The following is a 21,683-nucleotide window of genomic DNA, read 5'->3' as shown; positions in this document are numbered from 1 at the left end:
ACTGGACGATCGTCCCGATTAGGATAGCCTATCCTAATTATCAGGGTATGCGGCGGTCTGTGCAGTTCTTCGGGTCAGCCCGCCGACCCTGTCACCACGACGACGCGCTCCGGCTCCGATCGCTGCGCCCGGCGCAGCAGGCCGGCGGCCACCAGGCCACCGACCAGGACCGCGGCGGCGCCCGCCGTCTGCCCGGTCTCCAGCGCCGACGCGAAGGCGACGGTGACGGCCTCCCGTTCCGGCCCTTCGCGGGCGGCGGCGAGGGCCGCCGGGAACGAGCCGGCACCGGCCAGAGCGGCGGGCAGCAGGGCGGCGAACCGGGCGTTCAGCACGGCGCCCAGCACCGCGATGCCGAGGCTGCTACCGACCTCGGTCATGGTGCCGTCGACCCCCGCGCCGGCGCCGGCCTTCTCCGCCGGGATCGCGCTCATCACCGCCTCGACGATCGCCGGATTGGCCAGAGCGCAGCCCACACCCATGACGAGCAACCCACCCAGCAACACCCCGTAGCCGTCGGAGGGGACCAGGGTGACCACCGCGAGGCCACCCGAGAGGAGTGTCATGCCGACGGCGATGGCCGCCGCCAGCCCGAGCCGACGGATCAGGGCCGCGGCGACGCCGCTGACGTTGAGCAGCACGATGGACAGAGCGAAGGGCGCCATCCGCAGGCCGGCCTCCCAGGCGGGGTAGCCGCGGACGAACTGCAGGTGCTGGGTGAGCAGGAACAGCGCGCCGGTGGCGCCGAACGTGATCAGGACGACGCCGGAGATCGCGCCGACGAAGCGCCGGTCCCGGAAGAAGTGCATGTCCAGCATGGGATGCGGGGTCTGCCGCTCCCAGCGGACGAAGAGCCCGAGCAGGAGTACGCCGACGGCTGCCGCGCCCAGCACCTCCGCCGACGTCCAGCCCCGGTCCGGCCCCGAGATGATCGACCAGACGACCGCGGTCAACCCGGTGGTGGAGAGCACCGCGCCGAGCACGTCGAGGCGGCCACCGGACGGGTCGCGGGACTCGGGTATCAGCGCACGGCCCACCACCAGGCAGACCAGCACGATGGGGACGTTCATCAGGAAGATGGCGCCCCACGGTAGGTGGGCGAGGATGGTGCCACCGATCGGTGGCCCGACCGCGAAGCCCAACGCGCTGGTCGCAGCCCAGATGCCGATGGCCCGGGACCGTTCGGCACCGTCGAACACCTGCATGGCGACCGCGAGGGTGGAGGTGACCAGCAGCGCACCGCCGATGCCCATCCCAGCCCGGGCGGCGATCAACTGCCCGCTGGTGCTGGAGAGACCGGCGGCCAGCGACCCGAGCCCGAACAGGACCAGGCCGGCGAGCAGCATCCGGCGGCGTCCGTACCGATCGGCGGCGCTACCGGCGGTGAGCAGCAGACCCGACAGCACCAGCGCGTATGCGTTGATCATCCACTGCACGTCGGCGGTGCTGGCGCCCAGCTCGGTGGTGAGCACCGGCACCGCCACGGTCAGCACCGTGTTGTCCAGCACCACGACCAGCTGGACGACGCAGAGCACGGCCAGGATCAACCACCGGTGCGGCAGTCGGGCCGGTGCCGTGCGCACGGTGGCGGGCTGAGCCGCCAGCGCGCCGACCCTCGGCGCAGGAATGGCCGCCCCACGTCGGCCACCGGAGCTCACGCCACTGCCCGGTCGAGGATGGGCGCCCGGAGGAACTTGACGGGCCAGATCAGACCGACGATCTGCAGCAGCGCCAGGGTGTCCAGCGAGGTGCCGCCGTCGCGCAGGATGGCGGTCAGCCCGACGGTGATGAAGCCGATGCCGAGATACTGCGTGACGTACAGCGCGGTCAGGGTGCCGAGGCGACCCGTCATGCGGCTTTCCAGTACGCGAGGGACGTCAACCGTCCCTTGTCGACGTTCAGGGTCCGCCGGATGTGCCGGATGATGCTGCGGGTGCTGGCCGCCTCGCAGGCCACCCAGTAGTGGGCCGCGTCGCTGGGCGGCAGGGCGGCACAGACCGTGTCGACCAGGTGTCGGCCGTCGTCGCGGCGAGGCACCCAGGTGACGCCGTGGTGCGTTCGGGCGCGCGGTGTGAGGGCCTTCTCGCCCTCGTGGGCGTACTCCAGCCAGACCGTCGCCGGGATGTCGGCGCTGGCGTCGAGCAGGCTGTTCACCGCCGGCAGGGACGCCGCGTCACCAACGAGGTAGAGGTGCTCGGGTGCGGGGTCGGGCAGCCGGAACGCGCTGCCCTGCACGGTGGCGCCGATGGTGTCGCCGATCTGTGCGGTGGTGGCCCAGCGTGCGGCGCAGCCGTCGTGGACGGCGAATTCGAGGCTGAACCGGCCGGTCGCCGGATCGGGATCCACCAGCGTGTACGCGCGCTGGTGCGCCCGACCGTCATTGTCGAACCACAGCCGGACCCACATCGTGGGGTGCAACCCGCACTCCTCCAGCAGGCCGCCGCCGTCCAGGAGCAGCCGCTGGTAGTGCCCGTCGACCGACTCGGTGCCCAGCACGGTCAACCGAAAGTCCCGGCCTCCCATGGCCTTGAGGACCAGGGCCTCCCAGTTCCGTTTCACGCACCCCTCCAGGTAACGTCAGCCTTCGTTAGGTGAGGGTAACCTAACTTGACACCCGGCGGAACACGCGTCTCCCTCGTTCGGGGCAGTGCGGGAATGAGCCACGCCGGCCGCGATGCCCCGGGGGCACGCGCCCGGTCGTGGGCCGACCACATCGACGACCTCACCCGGTCACGGGGCCCCCTCACCACCCTCAGCCCCGACCGGCGCCTCGCCCAGGGCCTCACCAGCGCCGTCGGCCCCGCACTCGCGCGCTTCCTGTTCCAGGACCCGGCCGCACGGCGGATCGTCGTCGAGCCGGACGTTCGCAACGACCTCGCGCTACGCCGGCTGGAGGTGGAGGGCTTCACCTTCGGCTCCGAGATCGACATGCCGGACAAGCGTGCCCAACTCGCCTTCCTGACCCGCGAGCGGTTCGAGTCGGACCACCCGACGTCGGCCTGACCGTCGCCTCGGCGGCAGGTGCCGGCGCAGCCCGGCGGCGCGCCTAGCCTCGTGCGCTCTGATCAGTCGTCTCGTGCTCCGGGTCCTCGGGTGCGAACGGCGTACGCAGGCGCGTCATCGTTGCCGCGCTGACGTCCACGGTCGGCCCGTGCTCGTGGTCGACAGCCCGGTCCCCGTCGGCGGCGAAGGGATTGAGGGCGAACGTCATATCGGGCACGGTGTGCTCCAAAGATGTGCACGGCAGCGCTGGACTCAGTGACCGGCGGCTACGAGCCGTGGAGGCGGATGGGCGGGTCCGGCGATCGGCCATCGGTACCCCGCACCGACAGCCTAGCGCTCTCCTCCGTTCCCTCGCGCGGCGAAGGTGTCCGCACCACTCACGCCGCCGGCCCGGGTCGGCACCGTTACGGTCGAGGTTGCCGGAAGCGGTCCCCCGACCCGGAGGGCCCGGGAAGTGCGCGACGAACAGGACAGCCATGACCGTACACATCGATCTTGCCGGCAGGACCGCGCTGGTCACCGGTTCGACCCAGGGGATCGGTGCCGCCATCACCGCCGGCCTCGCCCGCGCGGGTGCGCGGGTGGCGGTCAACGGCCGTACCGCCGCCAGTGTCCAGCGGGCGGCGGCGGCGTTGCGCAACGAGGTCCCCGGTGCCGACGTGCTCGAGATCGATGCCGATGTGGCCAGTGACGAGGGCACCGCACGGACCCTCGAACTGCTGCCCACCGTCGACATTCTCGTCAACAGTCTCGGCGTCTTCGGCCCCAACCCGGCGCTGGAGATCTCGGATGACGAGTGGCGTCGCTACTTCGAGGTGAACGTGCTGGCCGGCGTCCGGCTGACCCGGGCCTACCTGCCCGGGATGATGGAGCGCGGCTGGGGGCGGGTGCAGTACATCGCCAGCGACTCCGCCGTCGCGATCCCGGCCGAAATGATCCACTACGGCGTCTCCAAGACGGCGCTGCTCGGCGTCTCACGCGGCTTCGCGAAGGCAGCCGCCGGCACGGGCGTGACCGTCAACTCGGTGCTCGCGGGGCCGACCCACACCGGCGGCGTCGAGGACTTCGTCGCCGAACTCATGGGCGACACCCTGCCGTGGGACGAGGCGCAGCGGGAGTTCATGCGACAGCACCGGCCGCAGTCCCTGCTTCAGCGCCTCATCGAGCCCGAGGAGATCGCCAACATGGTCACCTACCTCGCCTCTCCCCTGGCCTCCGCGACGACCGGCGCGGCGGTCCGGGTCGACGGCGGCTACGTCGACGCGATCATCCCGTAACCGAGCAGCCCCTCGCGGCCCCGTTCCGTCGCAGAACGGCACGGGTCGATGGCGCCCTCATCCGGCCCTGCCGTCCGGTGGCCGGGATTCCACCATCGCGGCGAGGAGGGCGGCGACCGGCACGGTGGCGAAACCGACCCGGGTGTCACTGGCCCCGTACGGCAGCCACAGCTCGCCGTCGTGGATCAGCCCCCCGCAGGAGTAGACGACGTTGGGTACGTAGCCGTCCCGGTCGCCCTGGTCGGGTGACAGGAGCACGCCGGGAAGGTGCGCGACGACCCGCTCCGGTCGGTGCAGGTCGAGCAGGAGCGCGCCGATGGCGTACCGGCGCATCGGCCCGACACCGTGGGTGAGCACGAGCCAGCCAGCGTTGGTTTCGATGGGGGACCCGCAGTTGCCGACCTGGATCAACTCCCAACTGTCCCGCGGGGCGTGCACCGGGACCGGGGCCTGCCAGCGGTTGTCGCCGTCCAGGACGGTGAGACCGATGGTCTCACCGTCGGCGCGGCAGAGAGCCAGGTGCCGGCCGCCGACGGTACGGGGGAACAGCGCGATCCCCTTGTTGCGGGCACCCGGCCCGCGCATCGGCGTCATTTCGAAACGGCGCAGGTCGCTGCTGGCCAGCGCCCGGGTGGCGATGGTCCGGCCGTCGTACGCGGTGTAGGTGGCCCGGTACACCGGGCCGGACTCGTCGACGAACCGGACGAACCGGGCGTCCTCCATGCCGTTGCTCTCAGCCGGGGTGGCCGGCCAGAGCACCCGTTCGTGCAGAGTCGTGTCGGCGGGGAAGGCCGTGGCGTAGCTGCCGGCGTTGGTGCGACGCAGTTGCTCGAGTGTGCCCATCCCGGTGCTGCGGGAGAGCAGATCCGCTGGCAGGTCGCCGAGCACCCGCTCGAAGGTGGCCTCGTCATACCGGTCGGGCAGGGCGTCCAGCACCGTGGCGCTGACCTCGTTGTCGACGTCCTCCTCGGCCAGCCCGGCGACGAGCAGGTCCCGGCGGTGCCGTACGCCCGTCCGCTGTCCAACGGCCAGGAGACCGGACCGGTCGGCGACGACGAGCTGACGCCCGGGTCCGAGGACCGCGGTGGCGAAGCCGATGGAGGACAGGTGGCCCTCGCCGATCTGGCGCAGACTGACCGCGACGCGCAGCTGCCCGGCGCTCAGCCCGGTCTGGTCGGGGTGGGCCACCATCGACGGGTTGCACAGGGCGGCGGACTCGACCGCGTACTCATGGCTGAAGTAGGCGCCGACCAGGAGCCGACTGGTGGGGGAGAGATCCCAGGCCCGGGCGGCGCGGTGCCGGACGAGGCCGTAGTGGTGGTGGAACGTACCGGCCAGGTCGCGGTGCCGGGCGCCGAAACGATCGAAGGTGTCCCGCAACAGCCTGCCGGTCTCCTCGTCGTCCAGGCGCGCCACACGGTCGACGAGCGCACCCGCGCGGGTGCGTACCACCGCGGCGTCCTCACCCGGGACGAAGAGCTTGACGATGACCCGGCGTGCGTCCGGGGTGAGTGTGCGGTCGTGCCGGACGGCCAGGATGCCGGTCACGACCACCGCCGGGCGTGCTGCAGCGTGGAGATGAGCGCGAGGGTGGATTCGGCGCCCTGGTTCAGGTTGGGTCCGTGCGGGGTCAGACCGTCGTAGCCGCCGCCGGTCGCCGGATCCCACATCGGCGTGCCGAGGTCGTTGTCGCCGAGGAACCACCCGACCGCCTGCCGTATCCCCGTCTCCCAGCCGGGGTCGCCGGTGACCGTGGCGGCTGTGGCGCAGGCATCGGCGAGGGCGGCGACCTCGATCGGCTGCTGGTCATGGTGGAGTCGCACCGCGCCGTGCCGCCATCCCTTGGCGGGCACGACCGACAGCCGTCCGTCGCGGAGTTGAACGGTGCGCAGCCAGGTCAGCATCCGCAGACCGTCGTCGAGGGGCGGGCCGTCGTGGCGCAGTTGGCTGGCGGCGATGACCACCTCGGCTAGGGCCGGGTTGGCGTAGGTCAGCTGCTCCCGCGGCCAGGGCCACCGCGGATCGGATCCGGGGGCGCCGACCGTGGTGGCCGCGTCCCTGAGCAACGTGGCCGCGGCGACGTGACCCGGGTGTCGGCGCAGCACCTCGGCCGCGCCGAGCCCGGCGAAGGCCATCGCGTGCGGGGCCGGGGAGCGTCGCGTGGCACCCCGGCTGAAGGCAACCAGCGCCTCCTCCCGTACCCAGGCGGCGGGGCTACGGGCAACGGCGGTGCCCAGCCCCCACAGCGCCCGGCCCCACCAGTCGCCGAGCCCGGGCTCGTCGGTCCACCGCCGGTCGTACCCGAGCCGGTTGTGGAAGGCGCCGCTGGCATCCTGCGCGTGGGTCAGGAAGGCGAGGTAGCGCTCCGCGAGCCGGAGCACCTCCTCCGTCGGCTCCGGCTCGCGACTGGTGACGACCAGACCGCGGGCCACGTCGTCGGTGCAGTAGCCGTGCTCGCGGCGGACGATGGCGTGCCGCGCGTGCTCGAACAGGCCGGTGTCGTCGCTCAGCCGGCTCAGGTGCGCGAAACTCGGCGCGGGCGCCGCCACCCAGCGTCTGCCGGCCGGCACGCTCGGGCGGCCGGTGGTCGCGGTCACGCCGACGCCGCGCCGACGACGGCCGGGCGGGCCTCAGTGAGCCGCTCGGCGAGCGTGCCGTACCGGGCCGCCACCGCCGGCCAGCGCAGATGCGCGGCCAGCGGCCGGACGCGGCCGGCCAGTCGGGCGGTCAGACCCGGCTCGATCAGGATCCGCCGGATCGCCGCGGCCAGCGCCGCCGGATCCTGGTGGGGTACCACGAGACCGGGTCCGCCGGTGAGCAGCTCGACGGCGTGCGGGAACGCGGTGGCCACCACGGGCACCCCGGCGGCCACCGCCTCGATGAGCACGCCGGAGGTGACCTGTTCGCGGGAGTCGTACGGCAGCACGACCACGTCGGCGGAGCGGATCAACCGGCCCAGTGCCTCAAGGTCGTGGTAGACGTCCTGGTAGTCCACGGCGTGCGCGATGCCCAGTTGCGCACCGAGCCGGTGCAGCCCCGACCGGTACGTCTCGCCCTGGTGCTCGATCACCTTGGGGTGGGTCCGGCCCGCGACGGTGTAGGTGGGTGTCGGTTCCAGGTCCTGCAACCGAGCGAGGGCCCGCAACGACCACTCGATGCCCTTGCCCGGACCGAGCAGCCCCCAGGTCAACAGGTGTGGGCGGGCACGTCGGTCGACGTGTACGCCGACGTGCTCGGCGGCGCCGTGCGGGATGACCGTGACCTTGCCCGGCGACACGGCGTAGCCGACGAGCAGCCGGTCACGGGCGGTGTCGGTCATCGTGACGACCGCACCGGCGGTGGCGACGATCTGCTCCAGCAGGGACTTCTGCCGGGCGGAGGGCTGGCGGAGCACGGTGTGCAGGACCACGATGCTCGGCACGGTGAGCCGGCGCAGCAGCGGGAGGACGTCCTCGCCGTCGTCGCCGGGGTAGATGCCGTACTCGTGCTGGACGATGGCCACGTCAAAGGTGTTCAGGACCGCGGCGGCGTCCCGCCAGCCGGCCGGGGTGTGCGCCGACCAGGTGTGCACCACCCCGGGCCCGGGCCGCTGGTCATCGCCGTGGTCCGTGACCCGCACGATGCCGCCGTGCGCGCCGTCGGCGGTCAACTGCGCAGCGAGGGCCGAGTTGAAGGTGGCAAGCCCACACCGGGTCGGTGGGTGGGTGCTGAGGAATCCGTAGCTGGGCATGGGTGTCGGGCCTTCCGGTTGTCGGCCGCCCCGGGAGAACCAGGGACGAACCTCACGCGTGACGGCGCACACCGGTCAGCGTGTGTGACCGGCGGAACGGATTCGAGACGGTTCAGCTGCGGATGAGGCGGTCGTAGACGTCGAGATACTCGGTGACCATCCGGTCCGCGCTGAAGCGCTGCTGAGCCCGCGCCCGGCAACCTTCGCGGTCGAGGCCGGCGGCCCGGGTCACCGCGTCGACGGCCTGCTCGACGGTGTGGACGAGGAACCCCGTCACACCGTCGTCGACGACCTCCGACATGGACCCCCGCGCGTACGCGACAACCGGAGTGCCGCAGACCATCGACTCCACGACCGACAGTCCGAACGGTTCGTCGAAGGCGATCGGATGCAGCAGGGCGGTGCTGGCGCCCAGCACCTCCGCACGGCGGCGGGGACCGACCGATCCGAGGAAGACGACCTGGTCACCGTCGATGTGCGGGGCCACCTGCTCGACGAAGTACCGCTCGTCCTGCACGATGCCGCAGATGGTCAGGGGCCGGCCGGCGAGGCGGGCGATCTCGATGGCGGTGTGGGTGCCCTTGTCGGGATGGATCCGGCCGAAGGCCGCCAGTCCGGCGCCGGCATCGCTGGTGAACGGCAACCCGGTGAGGTCCACGCCGTGCTGCACCGTGGCGAGGTAGTCGAGCTCCGGGGACCGGTCGGCGTCGGAGATCGACACGTAGGACGAGCGGGCCCGGGCATAGGCGGGCAGGATTCCCGCGCCGGAGAAGCCGTGAACGGTGGTGAGCAGCGGAGCGTGACAGTGTTCCGCGAAGGCCAGCGGCAGCCAGTCGAGGTGGCTGTGCACCAGGTCGAACTGCGCTGAGCGGGCCAGCGCGTAGGCGACGTGCATCGCCTCCCACACCCGGCCGTCCATGGCCGGGTCGTCCGCGTATCCGCGGGGGCAGATGCCGTCCAGCTTGGCCGAGGTGACCGAGTCCAGCGTCGCGAAGAGAGTCACGTCGACGCCCCGGCTGGCCAGCCCCTCGGCGAGCAGACCGGTCACCTGCTCCCAGGGGCCGTAGTGGTGCGGAGGTGTGCGCCAGGCGACTGGTCCGAGCAGCGCCACCCTCACGGAGAGGGCGCGTCGACGAGGTCAGCCGGGTCGAGATGCAGGGTGGCGAGCAGGCCGGAGTGCTTGGCGGGGTCAACCCGCTCCGGCAGCTCGCGCTCGACCCAGTCGGCCCTGGCCTGCTGGCCCCGGTCGCGAAGTGCGCTGACGATCCTGTGCCTGGCAATCCTCATCTGGTGCTCCCTGCTTGAGCCGTCCGGAACGATCATGCTCGCGGACGACGGTGTGAACGGGCCCGAATCCACCACCGGCCATCGCGCCGAACCCGAATTGCGCTGACCGGTGAATCCGACGGCCGGACGTGGTCGGCGATGAACCAACACGACCAGCACCTCGCGGCGATGGGGATGACGATCGTTAACGCCCCTCATGGGCTGGTGGCGACGGCATCTGGCGGCCACCGGGGGCCCGGGCGACATGTTCACCGTACGCCCTCGCCCTGTGGAGCTGCACCCGCACGGTGGCCGGGCGCGCCGGAACCTGCCCTTTGTCCCAACTACGGCTGGGCGCTCCCGTAGCATCAACCAGGGCTTTCCTGCCGCATACGACTCGGCCCGTTCTCCCTGTCGCAAGCCGCTCTCGAGTCCCACCGGACCTCGGAGTCAGTAGACGGGCACCCGATGACGACCGATCAAGCGGTAGGGCTGACCCGTAGGGACGAGGGGCCCCAGCGGGCCACCCTGCTGGAACTGTTTCTCGATCTGGCGTTCGTCGCAGCGCTCGCCCTGACGTCACGAACCCTGGCGCAGCGTCTCGACTGGGTCGGGGGCTTCCAGGCCCTGCTGCTGCTGATGGCGATCTGGTGGGTCTGGTCCGCCACCGCGCTGGCAACGGACCTCTACCACGCACAGCGACCCCCCGTCCTCGTCACGACGCTGTGGGTCATGCTCGGAACCATCCTGATGGCGGGCTCACTGCCCGGAGCCTTCGCCGCGCATGCGCTGCTCTTCGCGGGCACGTACGTGGCGATCCAGGTGGGACGTGGCGTCTTCCTCATCGCCGCGCCGCACAACCGCGCGGAACGGCTACCCCCCAGCCGGTTCATCTTCTGGTTCGTCGTGTCCGCCGTACCGTGGCTCGCCGGCGGTCTCGTGGCAGGCCCGGCGCGGGGCCTGCTGTGGGCCGCTGCGCTCGCCATCGACTACGGGGCGGCCTGGCTCCGCTACCCCACCCCGCGGCTCGGCCGGGTACCCATGCCCGAGTACGTGGTGGCAGCCGATCACCTGGCGGAGCGCTACCAGCAGTTCTTCACTCTCGCCCTCGGTGACCTCATCCTCGTCACCACGCTGACCTACGCCGACAACGACGTGACGACCGTTCGCACGGTGGCGCTCCTGGTCGGCTTCGCCGCCACCGTGCTGCTGTGGCAGATCTACGTCCACCGCGCCGGCGCCCTGCTACAGGCTGCCATCGAGGCATCCCGGGATCCGGGCGGGTTCGTTCGGTCCGCGCCCTACACCCACCTGCTCATGGTGGCCGGCGTGGTCGCCACCGCCGCCGGTCTCGAAGTCGTCATCGCCCACCCCACCGAGCAGACGACGCCCTGGCTTGCCGGCGTCATCCTCGGCGGGCCCGCGTTGTTCCTGGCCGGACGCGCCCGATTCGAGTACGAGGTGTTCAGCCGGGTGTCGCCGTCCCGACTGGTCGCGCTGCTCGTGCTGGTGGTCGCGGGACCCGCTCTGGTCTTTACGCCCGCACTGGTGGCTGGTCTCACCGCAACTCTCGTACTCGCCGGGGTCGCCGTCTCGGACGGGGTCCGGGCCCACGGGAACCCGCCCGAGCCAGCGGCGCCCTCCACGTGAACCGGGATCGGCTTCCGGGCTCCAGCACTACATCCCCGCCGCTGGCCCTGCTCAGTAGCTGCCCTGTTGCTGGTGCGGCCGGTTGCGGACGAGGGCGAGGGCGAGCACGGCGGTCACGAGGAAGACGATGCCGTTGACCCGCAGCCCGGCCTGCACGCCGGCGGTCAGTGCCTCGGCGAGCGCCGACCGGACCGGCTCGGGCAGCGCCTGGTCTCCGGTGCCGCCGGCCACCACGGCCGACTGCACGGCCGACCGGGTGGGCTCGCCCACCTGGTGGGCGGCGAGCCGGTCGGGCAGGTCGGCCAGCATCGTGGTGGTGAGCAGCGTGCCCAGCAGGGACGAGCCGAGCACCGAGCCGACCTGGCGGGCGGCGTTGACCGCGCCGGAGGCCATGCCCGCCTGGGCGGGCGCGACGCTGGCCATCGCCGCCGCGGTCGCCGGGGCCACGACCAGGGCACTGGCCGCGCCGAACAGCGCGAGCAGCGGCCAGCGCTGGTCGAACGGGGTGGCCGGGCCCTGGGCGGCGAGACCGAAGCTGGCCAGGGCGCCGAGGAGGAGACCAGCGGTGAGGGGCGCCTTGAACCCGGTGCGGCGGATCGTCCGTCCGGCGGCGAAGGCGACGACCGCGTAGACACCGAAGAGCACCAGCATCCTCCAGCCGGTGTCCAGCGGGCTGAGCGCCTGAGCACGCTCGTGGAACAGGACGAGCAGGATCGCCACGCCGGTGAAGCCGAACAGGGACACCGCGGCGACGACCATGACGGCGCTGAACGACGCGGACCGGAACAGCCGTACGTCGAGCATCGGCGCGCTGGTACGCAGCTCGACCAGCACGAACCCGACCAGCGCTGCGGCGGAGACGATCCAGGTCGTCGCGACGACCGGGCTGGTGTAGCCGTCCCGGCCGCCCCTGATCATGGCGTAGACGGCGGCGGCGATGGCGACGGTGCCGAGCAGCAGGCCGGGCACGTCGAGACGGCCCGCGCCCTGTCGGGACTCGGCCACCCCGACCGCGGCCACGACGAGGGTGACCACGCCCAGAACGATCGTCGACAGGTAGACGCTGTGCCAGTGGTGGTGCCGCAGCAGGGCGCCGGCGATCAGCGGGCCCACCGCGAGGCCGATGCCGGAGGCGGCCGACCAGGCGGTGATGACCTCGGTGCGCCGGTGCGGGTCGGTGAAGGTCGCGCCGAGGATCGCCAGGCTGTTCGGCAGGATCAGGGCCCCGCCGAGGCCCGCCACCAGTTGCCCGGCGATCACCGAGGCCACCGTGGGGGCTCCGGCCACGACCGCACCGCCAACGATCATGGCGATGACGCCGGCGCCGAACATCCGCTTGCGCCCGTACCGGTTGCCCAAGGTCGCGGCGGACAGCACCAGGCTCGCCACCACCAGGGTGTAGGCGCTGGGAATCCAGATCAGCGTGGTCGGGTCGACGCCCAGGTCCCGCTGGATGGTGGTCAGGGCGGAAACGGTCGCGGTGATCTGGAGGAACGTGATCATCGCGCCCAGGCACATGGCGATCAGGGTCACGGCCCGGGAACCACGAGCGGATGGGCGCGCGGTGGCCGCGACGCTCGCCTGCGGCGGGCGTGCCGATCCGGTCGGGGCCGTGGTGCGCTGGTCGGTCACAAAGTGTCCTAGGGGTTCGGTTCGCGCAGGTCCCGAGGTCGCGGCGACGGCGCGGAAGCGGACGGCACCGATCAGGCGGCACCGGCTGGACGACGGCTGACTTATACATGGCGAAGCCAGCACCCAGTGAAGCACCTGACTAGCGGTTGCGCAAGTCAGGTCGTACGCTGGCGGCATGGCGGATCTACGGGACGACCGCGACTCGTGGTCGATGGCGAACTGCTCGGTCGCCCGCGCGATGGACATCGTGGGCAGCAGGTCGACCATGTTGATCATGCGCGAGGCACTGCTCGGTACGCGCCGTTTCGACGACTTCGTCCGTCGGGTCGGGGTCGGCGAGCCCGCGATGGCGGCCCGGCTCAAGGAGCTGGTCGCCGCCGGCCTGCTCGAACGGATCCCCTACCGGGAGCCGGGGCAGCGCACCCGCCACGAGTACCAGCTCACCCTCAAGGGACGCGAGCTGCTGCCCGTCGTCACCGCGCTGCGCAACTGGGGCGACACCTGGGCCGCCGACGAAACCGGCCCCGGCCTACTCGTCACCCACCGCGGCTGCGGCGAGCGGATCCGCGCGGTGCTGCGCTGCGAAGCCGGCCACGACGTGAAGGAGAACGAGACCGACATCGTCGCCGGGCCGGGCCTGATCCGGCTCGGGTGACCGCGGAGGCGGTGGCCGAACTGGAGGCCGGCATCGAGGGTCGGGAAGCACCGCTCGCCCGGGCCATCCTGCACCGGTGCCGGGAACTCGTCCCGGCCTGAGCTGGGCGGGGTCGTGCGGATGGCGTGTCGCCGGCGGGTGGAGCCGCCGGCGACACGCCGCCGTGGATCAGAGGACGATCTGGTGCACCCGGTCGTCCACGCCGCGTACCGCCAGCCAGGCGCTGCCGTTGGCGCCGGCCGCGGCACCCGGTGCGCCCCGGAACGCGTCGGTGGCGAACTCGCCACGACGGAACCAGCCGCCCCACGCGCCATCGGTCAGGTTGCGCTGCCAGAGCCGGTTGTCGGCGGCCAGCGAGAACAGGTAGACCCGGCCGGCCGTGGCGAGCAGCGTCGGGCTGCCGCTGGTGGTGCCACCCAGGCTGGTCCAGGCCGACCAGGTGGTGCCGGTGCGGCTGCTCCACCACACCTCGTCGGTCCGGCTGCGGACCGCCACGTGCAGCCCGCCGGCGTCGTCGACGACGGCGCTCGGCCGGCCGTAGATCGGCCGGTCCTCGGGTGCGCCGATGCCCGTCCAGCCGGTGCTCGGGGTCCGCGACCAGAGTTTGCCGTCGGCACCACGGGCGACCAGCGTCCACTGGGTCGGGCTGGTCCAGGCCACCGTGGGCCCGTCGGTCAACGTGCCGCCGAGGCTGCGCCACGGCCCCCACTTCCCGGCGGTGTAACTGCGCTGCCAGGCCGCGTTGTCGGTGCCGCGGACGAAGACGTCGAGCCGGCCGCCCGCCGAGCCGTACGCCGCCGGCTGGCCGAGGATCCGACCGCCGACCGGACCACCGAGCGAGGTCCAGCGGGTACCCCACGTCGCGCCGGAGCGGGTGTTGACCGCCAACCCTCCCTGCGCGTCGCGAACGAAGGCGGTGGCGTGCGTGTCGTCCACCCGGACCAGCGCCGGGCTGGCGCTGGCGGTGCCGCCGAGGTCGGCGCCGGCGACCTGGTCGGTGCCGGTCAGGCCGAGCATGGCCACCCCGTGCGCGGGGACCTGGACGGTGTACGAGCCGGTGAACGGCTGCACGCCGGCGGTGCCCGGCTGAGCGTCGACGGTGGTGCGGGCCCACAGGTCGCGGACCGCGACCGGCCCGCCGAGCGCGACGTCGGCGAAGTTGACCGTGATCTCCTGGGCGGTGTCGTGCCGGTTGAGCAGCGCGACGGCCCGCCGGCCCGAGCCGGTGAGCACCTTGCTCCAGACCTGCGCGTCGACCCCGGTGTCGGCGACCTTGACGCCCTGCCGGACCAGCCGGTCCTGGTTCACCGCGATGATCTCGGGGTTGGTCAGCGCCGAGATCATCTCGCTGGGCAGGCCCCGCGGGTCGGAGCCGATCACCAGCGGCGCGGCCATGATGGACCACATGCCGAGCTGCGTCTTGGACTCCTCCAGGCTCAGCTCGTACCCGCCGCCGGGCAGCGGACGCATCGGCAGCAGGTAGTCCGGGTCGTTGTAGTGCCCCGGCCCGGTGGCCGCCGGGTGGTACGCGTTGACGTCCATGTTGCGCAGCACCCACGGGAACGCCCACTGCGGCGTCGGGTCGGTGAGCCCGACGTCCGTGTAGGTCCGCCAGGAGTCGGCGACGGTGGGCGCGTACGTGTAGGTCCAGGTGGAGAGCTGCTCCGGTGTGTACGGGCCGCCGCCCCAGTCGGAGCTGACCGGGTTGCAGATGTTGAGCAGCATCGGCCGGGGCGACCGGCGTACCGCCTCGGCGAGCTCTCGGAACGTGCTCTCCGGGTCGAGGCCCGCGGCGCGTCCGCAGAGCCAGTCGGCCTTGAGCGCGTCGAAGCCCCAGCCGGCGAACTGGGCGATGTCGGCCTGGTAGTGGCCGTTGCTGCCGAGCCCACACTGGCCCGGCAGGTACGGCCCGGCGTCGGTGTAGATGCCGGCCTTCATCCCCTTGCTGTGGATGTACGCGGCCAGCGCGGGCATCCCACCGGGGAACCGGGCCGGGTCGGCGACGAGCTTGCCGGCCTCGTCGCGCGGGGTGGGCGCGGCCCAGTTGCCGTCGATCCAGACGTAGGTGTAGCCGGCGTCCCGCAGGCCGCTGCTGACCATGAAGTCGGTGACCGACCTGACCTCGGCCTCGGTGGGATCGCCACCGAGACCGAAGTAGGTGTTCCAGCCCTGGTAGGGCGTCGGGGCGAGCCCGCTGTTGAAGAAGGTCGGCGCACCCTGGTCCTCGGCGCCGGTGGCGGCCGGGGCGTGGCCGGGCCGGCCGGGGCCACCGGCTCGGGGTGGGTCGGTGTGCGGTGGGCCGGCCGTGGCCGGCACCGGGCCGACCAGGCCCAGGCCGAGCACGGCCAGGGCGACGGTCAGCGGTCGGATCAGGCGCATCGTGGGGTACTCCTGTCCCTCGGGGGTGGGGTGGTGGTGCCCCGGCCTCAGTCGCGGCGCAGCACGATGAGGTCGGCGTCGTGGGTCGCGCTCCAGTGCACCGGCAGGCCGAAGGTGCTGAGGTGGCTGCCGGAGTAGTGCCGGTCGCCGTGCCGGTAGCGGGCGGCCGGGTCGAGGCCGCGCAGCGGCAGCCGGACCGGGCGGGACGGCAGCAGGCCGGCGCCGTCGAGTCGGCCGGTGTGCCAGGCCAGGACGACCACCCGGCGCTCGTCCGGCGCGGTGTACTGCACGGCGCAGCGGGCCTGGTCGGGGCCACCGATCAGGTGCACCGCGCCGCGCGTGACGACGTCCCGGATCTCCTTGTACCGGGCGATCCAGCCGGCCGCCTCGGCCCGCTGCGCGGGAGTCCATGCCCGGATGTCCGCGCCGATGCCGAGCACGCCGGCCATCGCGAGCACGAACCGGAACGCCAGCGTTCGTGGGCGCGGGTCGAACAGGCCGGGCGCGTCGGTGACCCAGGAGCTGAGCAGGTGCGGGGCGTTGGCGTGCAGGAAGCCGTACTGGATGGCCAGCCGGTCCAGCGGGCCGGTGTTGTCGCTGGGCCAGAAGACGTCGGCCCGGGCGGCCATCGCCAGGTCGGTCCGCGCGCCCCCGCCGGCACAGGCCTCGACGAGCACGCCGGGGTGGTCTCGGCGCAGCCGCTCGTAGATCCGGTGCAGGTTGGCCACGTGCGCGCCGTCGAGGTCGAACGGACCGGCCCCGCCGGGGCGTCCCGGCTCGGTACGCGGCCGGTTGAAGTCCCACTTCAGGTAGTCGATGTCGTACCGGCGGAGCAGGCCGTCCACGGTGGAGTGGACGAACTCGGCGACCTCCGGCCGGCCCAGGTCGAGCAGGTACTGGTTGCGTACCGGGGTGAGCGGCCGGCCGTCGACGGAGTACACCCACTCCGGGTGCTCGGCGTAGAGGGTCGACTTCGGGTTGACGCACTCCGGCTCGACCCAGAGCCCGAAGTTGAGCCCGAGCGCCCGGACGTCGGCGATGAACGAGTCGAACCCGGCCGGGAACTTCGCCGGGTCCGGCATCCAGTCACCCAGCCCCGCGGTGTCGTCGTCACGGCCGATGAACCAGCCGTCGTCCACCACGAACGTCTCCACGCCCAGCTCGGCCGCGATCTCGGCGAGCGCCAACTGGCTCTTGGCCTCGACCGCGAAGTAGGTGGCCTCCCACGAGTTGTAGAGCACCGGGCGGGGCGTGAGCCGGTCTCCGGCGAGCAGCCGCTGGTGGGTGTGCCAGACCCGGGCCAGGCCGTCCAGGCCGTCCGGGCTGTACGCCCCGGTGACCTCGGGCAGGGTCAGCCGGTCGCCGGGGGCCAGGTCCAGCGGGCCGTCGACCAGCTGGCGCCCGGCGCGGACGCGGGTCAGACCGCCGGTGTCCCGCTCGGCGCTGATCTCCCACGAACCGGTCCAGGCCAGGGCCACCGCCCAGGCCGGGCCGGTCGGCTCGGCGGTGTCGCGGACGGCCAGCCAGGGCACGTGCAGATGCCCGGGTACGCCCTGGGAGCTGCCGATGCTGAACGTGCCGTGGCCCAGCTCGACGTGGGCGAGCTGGAACTCCTGCTCCCACTGCCCCCACTGGTGGCTGAGCAGCGCGCCGTGCGGCGTCGGTACGCAGAACCCGGCCGACCCGGCCCGGACGATCCGCAGCGGACCGCTGCCGTCGTTGGCCAGCTCGACCCACCGCTGCACCACGTCGGTGCCGGCCGGCACCCGGTAGTGCACGGTGGCGCGCAGCCCGGTGACCGGGTCGGCGAACTCGACCGCCAGCTCCCGCTGGTCGGCGTCGACCCGCGCATCGGTGTGTATGAAGCCCACCCGTCGCTGCCCGTTCGAGGTCTCGATGACCAGGTCGGCTCCGGTGAACGGGCGGTCCGCGTCCGTGGCGTACTCGATGGGGGCGGCGTCCCCGGCGGTGAGGAACGGCACCGGCCCGTCGTAGGCGACCGGGGACGGCCCGTCGGAGACCCCGTGCGGCCCCCACGCGACCAGCTCCAGCCAACGGCCGTGCGCGGGCACGGTCACGGTGTACTCGGTGTGCGCGCCGCGCAGCGTCCAGCGCTGCCCCGTCGCGGCGGTCACTTGACCGCTCCGAGCGCCAGGCCGGAGACGAAGTGCCGCTGGAAGCGCAGGAAGACCGCGACCGTCGGGACGGCCGCGATGACCGTGCCGGCGGCGATGACGTTCCAGGACGAGACGAACTGCCCCTGGAGGCCGAGCAGCGCCGGGGTGACCGGCATGTTGTCGTCGGTGCGCAGCACGGTGATCGCCCAGAGCAGGTCGTTGAAGATCCAGGTGAAGGAGAGCGCCCCGAGAGCGGCCAGCGCGGGCCGGGTCAGCGGCAGCATCACCCGGGTGAAGATCTGCGCGGTGCCGGCGCCGTCGATCGTGGCCGCCTCCTGGATCTCGCCCGGCAGGTCCCGCATGAAGCCGTGCAGGACGAAGGTGTAGAAGCCGAGCCCGAAGCCGACCTGCACCGCGATCAACGCCCAGAGCGTGTCGTACAGGCCGGTCAGCTCGCTGAACTTGGCCACCGGAATGAGCAGGATCTGCGGTGGCAGCAGGTTGCCGGCCAGCATCAGCAGCAGGATGGTCCGCCGCCCGGGGATCCGGAAGCGACTCAGCGCGAACGCGGCCATCGCGGCCAGCCCCAGGCTCAACGCCACCGACGGGACGGTGACCAGCATGCTGTTGACCAACGCGCGCAGCTCGCCGCCGTCGGTCCAGGCCTGCCGGTAGGTGTCCAGGGTGAACGATCGGGGCAGGCTGCCCACGCCGTGCGCGGCGATGTCGTCGAACGATCGGGTGGACATCACCACGACCCAGATCACCGGACCCAGCCAGAGCAGCGAGAGCAGGATCATGCCGGTGTGGAAGCCCCCGGTACGGAGCTTGTTCATCACGCTTCCTCCCGGAACGCGCGGACCAGGTAGCCGAGGATGACGGCCAGCGCGAGCACGAAGATCACCACGGCGATCGCGGAGGCGTAGCCCAGCCGCAGGCTCTGGAACGCGGTCGAGTACATGTAGGTGCTGAGCAGCTCCGACGAGTGGTACGGCCCGCCCTTGGTGAGCGACCAGACGATGTCGAACGAGCGCAGCGAGTCGATCACGATGACCGACAGCACGACGGCGTTGACCCCCTTGAGCTGGGGGATGGTGACGTGTCGCAGCCGCTGCCAGGAGTTGGCGCCATCCATCCGGGCCGCCTCGTGCAGCGCCGGGTCGATCGCCTTCAGCCCGGCCAGGAACAGCACCATGACGTAGCCGATCTGCCGCCACAGCGCGGGCAGGATCACCGCGTACAGCGCGGTCTGCGGGTCGGCGAGCCAGGGCCGGATCAGCTGCTCCAGGCCGACGGCCCGCAGCAGCGTGTCGGCGATGCCGTCGGGCTGGTAGAAGACCCGCCAGACCAGCGCGGTCACCACCAGCGAGAACACCACCGGGGTGAACAGCGCGGCCCGGTAGAAGCCGACCCCGCGCCGCTCCTTCTGCAGGACCAGCGCCATGCCGAAGCCGCCCAGCACGGAGAGGCCGCCGAAGAGCACCAGCCAGATCACCGTGTTGAGCAGCGCCCCGCGGAAGGTGGCGTCACCGGCCATCTCGACGTAGTTGTCGACGCCGACGAAGGTGGGCGGCGACATCCCGTCCCAGCGGGTGAGGGAGAACCAGAAGCCCTGGAGCGCCGGCCAGAAGACCCAGACGCTCTCCACCGCGAACGGCACCAGGACGAACGCCACCAGCAGCGGCGACAGTCGAGCCGACCGTCGCCGCCGCCGGGTGGGGGTGACCGGAGTCGTGGAGATCGTTGCTGTCACGTCAGCCCTTGAAGACCTTCTCGGCGCCGGTCTGCCACTCCCGCAGGATCGCGTCGATCTGGTCCGGCTTGTCGATGAACTTGGTCAGCGCGGTGTCCGCGGTCGGCTGGAGCGCGTCGCTGGAGTCGCGGTTGAAGAACTGGGTCAGCTCCTTGGCCTCGTCCAGCATCGCCTTGCCCTTGGTGACCAGCGGCGAGTCGGATGCCTTGGCCCTGGGGTTGGCCGGCAGCACGATGCCGGAGCTGGCCTTGACGTACGCCTCCTGCGCCTCGACGCCGGCCAGGTAGGTGAGCAGGGCCTTGGTGCCGGTCGGGTTGGCGGTCTTCGCGCTGGCGAAGAAGCCGTCCGTCGGGGCCTCCTCGGCCAGTGGCACCGCCGGGTCGATGATCGGGAACCGGAAGAAGTCCAGGTCGCCGAGAGCGTCCTTGGGCGCCGCGTCGGCGAAGAAGGTGCCGATCAGGAACATGCCGGTCTTGCCGGCCAGCAGCGCGGTGGTCGCCTCCTGGAACGGGTACGCCTTGCCCTTGGGGTCGAAGTAGGGCAGGGCCTCGCGCCAGCGGGTGAAGACCGCCTTGACCTTGGGGTCGTCGAAGCGCTGCTTGCCGGCGAGCAGCTCGCGGTGGAACGGGGCGCCGTTGATCCGGATGTTGAGGTAGTCGAACCAGGCGGAGGCGACCCACGGGGTGTCGCCGAGACCGATGCCGATCGGCGGGATGCCCTTGCTCTTCAGCGTCTCGCACAGCGCCAGGAACTCGGTCCAGGTCTTGGGCTCCTGCACGCCCCACTTGGCGAAGTTGGACTTGCGGTAGAAGAAGCCCCACCAGTAGTTGTTCATCGGCACGAAGATCTGCTTGCCGCTGGCGTCGGTGGAGAGGGTGCGCAGCGACTGCGGGTAGTCGCCCAGCGACTTCCAGACGTCGGAGACGTCGAGTAGCAGGTTGCGGCCGGCGTAGTCGTTGGCGACGGAGCCCGCGTACCAGGTGTAGAGGTCCGGCGGGTTGGCCGAGGTCAGATAGGTCGGCAGCTGGGTCCGGAAGGTCTCCGAGGCGATCGTGTTGAGACTCGCCGTGCCCTTGCCCTGCGCGTTGAAGTTCGCTATCAGCTTCTCCATCGCCGCCTTGGCCTGCGGCGAGGAGAGGTTGGACTGGACGGTGACCGCGCCGGAGCCCTTGCCCGCCGTCGGCCCGCTGGCGGAGCTGGCGCACGCGCTGAGAAACGAGCTGGCGCCGAGGGCGCCCAGGCCGGCGAGCCCGAGGTGGCCAAGGAATCGCCGGCGACCGGGGTCGAAGTCGCTCACGGGGGTGTCCTTCCTCTACGACACGTAGCGTCACTGCGCGATGTGTCGGCCATGTGAATGCTGTGACCAGAAGGTTGCATCGGCCCTCGTCGGCTGTCAAGATATCTTCGTAATTAATGATTAGATGAGACCACGGCGAGGGTCAGGTGGATCAGCTTATGCGGCGGCTCGAAGGCAAGACTGCGCTGGTCACTGGCGCGATGGGCGGGATCGGCGCGGCCACCGCCCGGCGGTTCGCCGCCGAGGGAGCGGCAGTCGCCCTGCTCGACGTGGCCGACCCGAGCCCGCTGACCGACGAGCTGACCGCCCAGGGTCATCGCGCACTGTCCGTAATGGGCGATGTCAGCGACGAGGCCGACTGGTCGGCCGCCGTGACAGCGGTGCACGGCGCCCTCGGCCCGGTGGACATCCTGGTCAGCACCGCGTACGCCGTCCAGGTCGCGCCGGCGCACGAGACCAGCCGGCAGTCCTGGGACCAGCAGCTCGGGGTCAGCCTCACCGGCTCCTTCCTCGGCGTGCGCGCCTGCCTCGACGACCTGCGGGCGCGCTCGGGCGCGGTCGTGCTGATCTCGTCGGTGCACGCGCTGGTCGGGCTGCCCGGCCGGCCCGCGTACGCCGCGGCCAAGGGCGGCCTCGTCGCGCTCGGCCGCCAGCTCGCCGTGGAGTACGGCCCGCAGGTGCGGGTCAACACCGTGCTGCCCGGCCCGATCCTCACCGGCGCCTGGGCCGAGGTGTCCGAAGAGGACCGCCGGCGCAGCGTCGCGGAGACCGTGGCCAAGCGGTTCGGCACTCCGGACGAGGTGGCCGCGACGGTGGCCTTCCTCGCCTCACCCGACGCCGCCTACGTCACCGGCGCGAGCCTCGTGGTGGACGGTGGCTGGACCGCGGTGAAAGCCTCGGCCTGAGAGATCGATACCGACCAGCGAA

The 21,683-nt window shown here is 72.0% G+C and carries 19 protein-coding genes and 1 pseudogene; 5 read left to right on the top strand and 15 right to left on the bottom strand.

The window, feature by feature from the left end; translation table 11 throughout:
- Positions 1-74: 74 nt before the first annotated feature.
- The 3 genes from AB0K07_RS04000 to AB0K07_RS03990 all read right to left on the bottom strand — a co-directional run bounded on the left by AB0K07_RS04000 (position 75) and on the right by AB0K07_RS03990 (position 2,556).
- Positions 75-1,580, bottom strand: coding sequence for an MFS transporter (locus AB0K07_RS04000; protein WP_363750779.1), 1,506 nt, complete (start codon positions 1,578-1,580; stop codon positions 75-77).
- Between the two features lie 71 nt (positions 1,581-1,651).
- Positions 1,652-1,849, bottom strand: a complete 198-nt coding sequence (locus tag AB0K07_RS03995; protein WP_363750778.1) for a hypothetical protein — start codon at positions 1,847-1,849, stop codon at positions 1,652-1,654.
- Complete coding sequence (locus AB0K07_RS03990) at positions 1,846-2,556, bottom strand: siderophore-interacting protein (RefSeq protein ID WP_363750777.1); 711 nt, start codon at positions 2,554-2,556, stop codon at positions 1,846-1,848. Before AB0K07_RS03990 ends, AB0K07_RS03995 begins: the two co-directional genes overlap by 4 nt.
- A gap of 192 nt (positions 2,557-2,748) precedes the next feature.
- On the opposite strand from AB0K07_RS03990, the pseudogene AB0K07_RS03985 reads away from it, so the two are divergent.
- Positions 2,749-3,000 (top strand): annotated as a pseudogene (locus tag AB0K07_RS03985) (GNAT family N-acetyltransferase); the annotation flags it as partial.
- A gap of 43 nt (positions 3,001-3,043) precedes the next feature.
- On the opposite strand, the gene AB0K07_RS03980 reads toward AB0K07_RS03985, so the two are convergent.
- A complete protein-coding gene (locus tag AB0K07_RS03980) occupies positions 3,044-3,208 on the bottom strand; it encodes a hypothetical protein (protein ID WP_363750776.1) in 165 nt (54 codons plus the stop codon).
- A 268-nt stretch (positions 3,209-3,476) separates the two neighbouring features.
- On the opposite strand from AB0K07_RS03980, the gene AB0K07_RS03975 reads away from it, so the two are divergent.
- Entirely contained in the window at positions 3,477-4,277 is an 801-nt protein-coding gene (locus tag AB0K07_RS03975; protein ID WP_363750775.1) for an SDR family oxidoreductase, read from the top strand.
- Positions 4,278-4,334: 57 nt separating this feature from the next.
- Here the strand turns inward: AB0K07_RS03975 and AB0K07_RS03970 are convergent, their stop codons facing one another.
- The 5 genes from AB0K07_RS03970 to AB0K07_RS03950 all read right to left on the bottom strand — a co-directional run bounded on the left by AB0K07_RS03970 (position 4,335) and on the right by AB0K07_RS03950 (position 9,294).
- Positions 4,335-5,825: a glycoside hydrolase family 130 protein gene (locus AB0K07_RS03970; protein ID WP_363750774.1), complete on the bottom strand. Its 1,491-nt coding sequence runs from the start codon at positions 5,823-5,825 to the stop codon at positions 4,335-4,337.
- Positions 5,822-6,874 (bottom strand): glycosyltransferase, encoded by a 1,053-nt coding sequence (locus AB0K07_RS03965; RefSeq protein WP_363750772.1) that lies wholly within the window; start codon positions 6,872-6,874, stop codon positions 5,822-5,824. Before AB0K07_RS03965 ends, AB0K07_RS03970 begins: the two co-directional genes overlap by 4 nt.
- Positions 6,871-8,007, bottom strand: coding sequence for a glycosyltransferase (locus AB0K07_RS03960; protein WP_363750770.1), 1,137 nt, complete (start codon positions 8,005-8,007; stop codon positions 6,871-6,873). Before AB0K07_RS03960 ends, AB0K07_RS03965 begins: the two co-directional genes overlap by 4 nt.
- A 112-nt stretch (positions 8,008-8,119) precedes the next feature.
- Complete coding sequence (locus AB0K07_RS03955) at positions 8,120-9,124, bottom strand: glycosyltransferase family 4 protein (RefSeq protein WP_363750769.1); 1,005 nt, start codon at positions 9,122-9,124, stop codon at positions 8,120-8,122.
- Positions 9,121-9,294, bottom strand: a complete 174-nt coding sequence (locus AB0K07_RS03950) for a hypothetical protein (RefSeq protein ID WP_363750768.1) — start codon at positions 9,292-9,294, stop codon at positions 9,121-9,123. Before AB0K07_RS03950 ends, AB0K07_RS03955 begins: the two co-directional genes overlap by 4 nt.
- Before the next feature lie 447 nt (positions 9,295-9,741).
- Here AB0K07_RS03950 and AB0K07_RS03945 point away from each other — a divergent pair, with 447 nt between their 5' ends.
- Positions 9,742-10,923 (top strand): low temperature requirement protein A, encoded by a 1,182-nt coding sequence (locus tag AB0K07_RS03945; protein ID WP_363750767.1) that lies wholly within the window; start codon positions 9,742-9,744, stop codon positions 10,921-10,923.
- Between the two features lie 51 nt (positions 10,924-10,974).
- Here the strand turns inward: AB0K07_RS03945 and AB0K07_RS03940 are convergent, their stop codons facing one another.
- Positions 10,975-12,456, bottom strand: coding sequence for an MFS transporter (locus AB0K07_RS03940; protein WP_363750766.1), 1,482 nt, complete (start codon positions 12,454-12,456; stop codon positions 10,975-10,977).
- Positions 12,457-12,730: 274 nt separating this feature from the next.
- On the opposite strand from AB0K07_RS03940, the gene AB0K07_RS03935 reads away from it, so the two are divergent.
- On the top strand, positions 12,731-13,210 hold the full coding sequence (locus AB0K07_RS03935) for a helix-turn-helix domain-containing protein (protein WP_363750765.1): 480 nt from the start codon (positions 12,731-12,733) through the stop codon (positions 13,208-13,210).
- A 168-nt stretch (positions 13,211-13,378) separates the two neighbouring features.
- Here the strand turns inward: AB0K07_RS03935 and AB0K07_RS03930 are convergent, their stop codons facing one another.
- Genes AB0K07_RS03930 through AB0K07_RS03910 form a run of 5 tightly spaced genes read right to left on the bottom strand, consistent with a single transcriptional unit; the run spans position 13,379 to position 20,756 of the window.
- Positions 13,379-15,589, bottom strand: a complete 2,211-nt coding sequence (locus AB0K07_RS03930) for a glycoside hydrolase family 27 protein (RefSeq protein ID WP_363750764.1) — start codon at positions 15,587-15,589, stop codon at positions 13,379-13,381.
- 47 nt (positions 15,590-15,636) lie between these two features.
- Positions 15,637-17,724, bottom strand: coding sequence for an alpha-galactosidase (locus AB0K07_RS03925; RefSeq protein ID WP_363750763.1), 2,088 nt, complete (start codon positions 17,722-17,724; stop codon positions 15,637-15,639).
- Positions 17,721-18,542, bottom strand: coding sequence for a carbohydrate ABC transporter permease (locus AB0K07_RS03920; RefSeq protein WP_363750761.1), 822 nt, complete (start codon positions 18,540-18,542; stop codon positions 17,721-17,723). Before AB0K07_RS03920 ends, AB0K07_RS03925 begins: the two co-directional genes overlap by 4 nt.
- Positions 18,542-19,459, bottom strand: a complete 918-nt coding sequence (locus AB0K07_RS03915; protein WP_363750759.1) for a sugar ABC transporter permease — start codon at positions 19,457-19,459, stop codon at positions 18,542-18,544. The genes AB0K07_RS03920 and AB0K07_RS03915 overlap by 1 nt, the downstream gene beginning before the upstream one ends.
- 1 nt (position 19,460) lies before the next feature.
- Positions 19,461-20,756, bottom strand: coding sequence for an extracellular solute-binding protein (locus AB0K07_RS03910; RefSeq protein ID WP_363750757.1), 1,296 nt, complete (start codon positions 20,754-20,756; stop codon positions 19,461-19,463).
- Between the two features lie 146 nt (positions 20,757-20,902).
- On the opposite strand from AB0K07_RS03910, the gene AB0K07_RS03905 reads away from it, so the two are divergent.
- Positions 20,903-21,661 carry an SDR family oxidoreductase gene (locus tag AB0K07_RS03905; RefSeq protein WP_363750755.1) on the top strand — a complete coding sequence of 253 codons (759 nt, stop codon included), beginning with the start codon at positions 20,903-20,905 and terminating at the stop codon, positions 21,659-21,661.
- Positions 21,662-21,683: the final 22 nt, after the last annotated feature.

Origin of the sequence: Micromonospora sp. NPDC049301 (assembly GCF_040678715.1) — a bacterium.
In the GTDB taxonomy this organism is placed as follows: domain Bacteria; phylum Actinomycetota; class Actinomycetes; order Mycobacteriales; family Micromonosporaceae; genus Micromonospora.
This window is presented reverse-complemented; position numbering and strand designations above follow the sequence as displayed.

Excerpts from the sequence above, each read along its gene's own strand:
- AB0K07_RS03995 (WP_363750778.1), bottom strand. The coding sequence starts at position 1,849 with ATGACGGGTCGCCTCGGCACCCTGACCGCGCTGTACGTCACGCAGTAT.
- AB0K07_RS03980 (WP_363750776.1), bottom strand. The coding sequence starts at position 3,208 with ATGACGTTCGCCCTCAATCCCTTCGCCGCCGACGGGGACCGGGCTGTC.
- AB0K07_RS03975 (WP_363750775.1), top strand. The coding sequence starts at position 3,477 with ATGACCGTACACATCGATCTTGCCGGCAGGACCGCGCTGGTCACCGGT.
- AB0K07_RS03960 (WP_363750770.1), bottom strand. The coding sequence starts at position 8,007 with ATGCCCAGCTACGGATTCCTCAGCACCCACCCACCGACCCGGTGTGGG.
- AB0K07_RS03950 (WP_363750768.1), bottom strand. The coding sequence starts at position 9,294 with ATGAGGATTGCCAGGCACAGGATCGTCAGCGCACTTCGCGACCGGGGC.
- AB0K07_RS03945 (WP_363750767.1), top strand. The coding sequence starts at position 9,742 with ATGACGACCGATCAAGCGGTAGGGCTGACCCGTAGGGACGAGGGGCCC.
- AB0K07_RS03935 (WP_363750765.1), top strand. The coding sequence starts at position 12,731 with ATGGCGGATCTACGGGACGACCGCGACTCGTGGTCGATGGCGAACTGC.
- AB0K07_RS03930 (WP_363750764.1), bottom strand. The coding sequence starts at position 15,589 with ATGCGCCTGATCCGACCGCTGACCGTCGCCCTGGCCGTGCTCGGCCTG.
- AB0K07_RS03920 (WP_363750761.1), bottom strand. The coding sequence starts at position 18,542 with ATGAACAAGCTCCGTACCGGGGGCTTCCACACCGGCATGATCCTGCTC.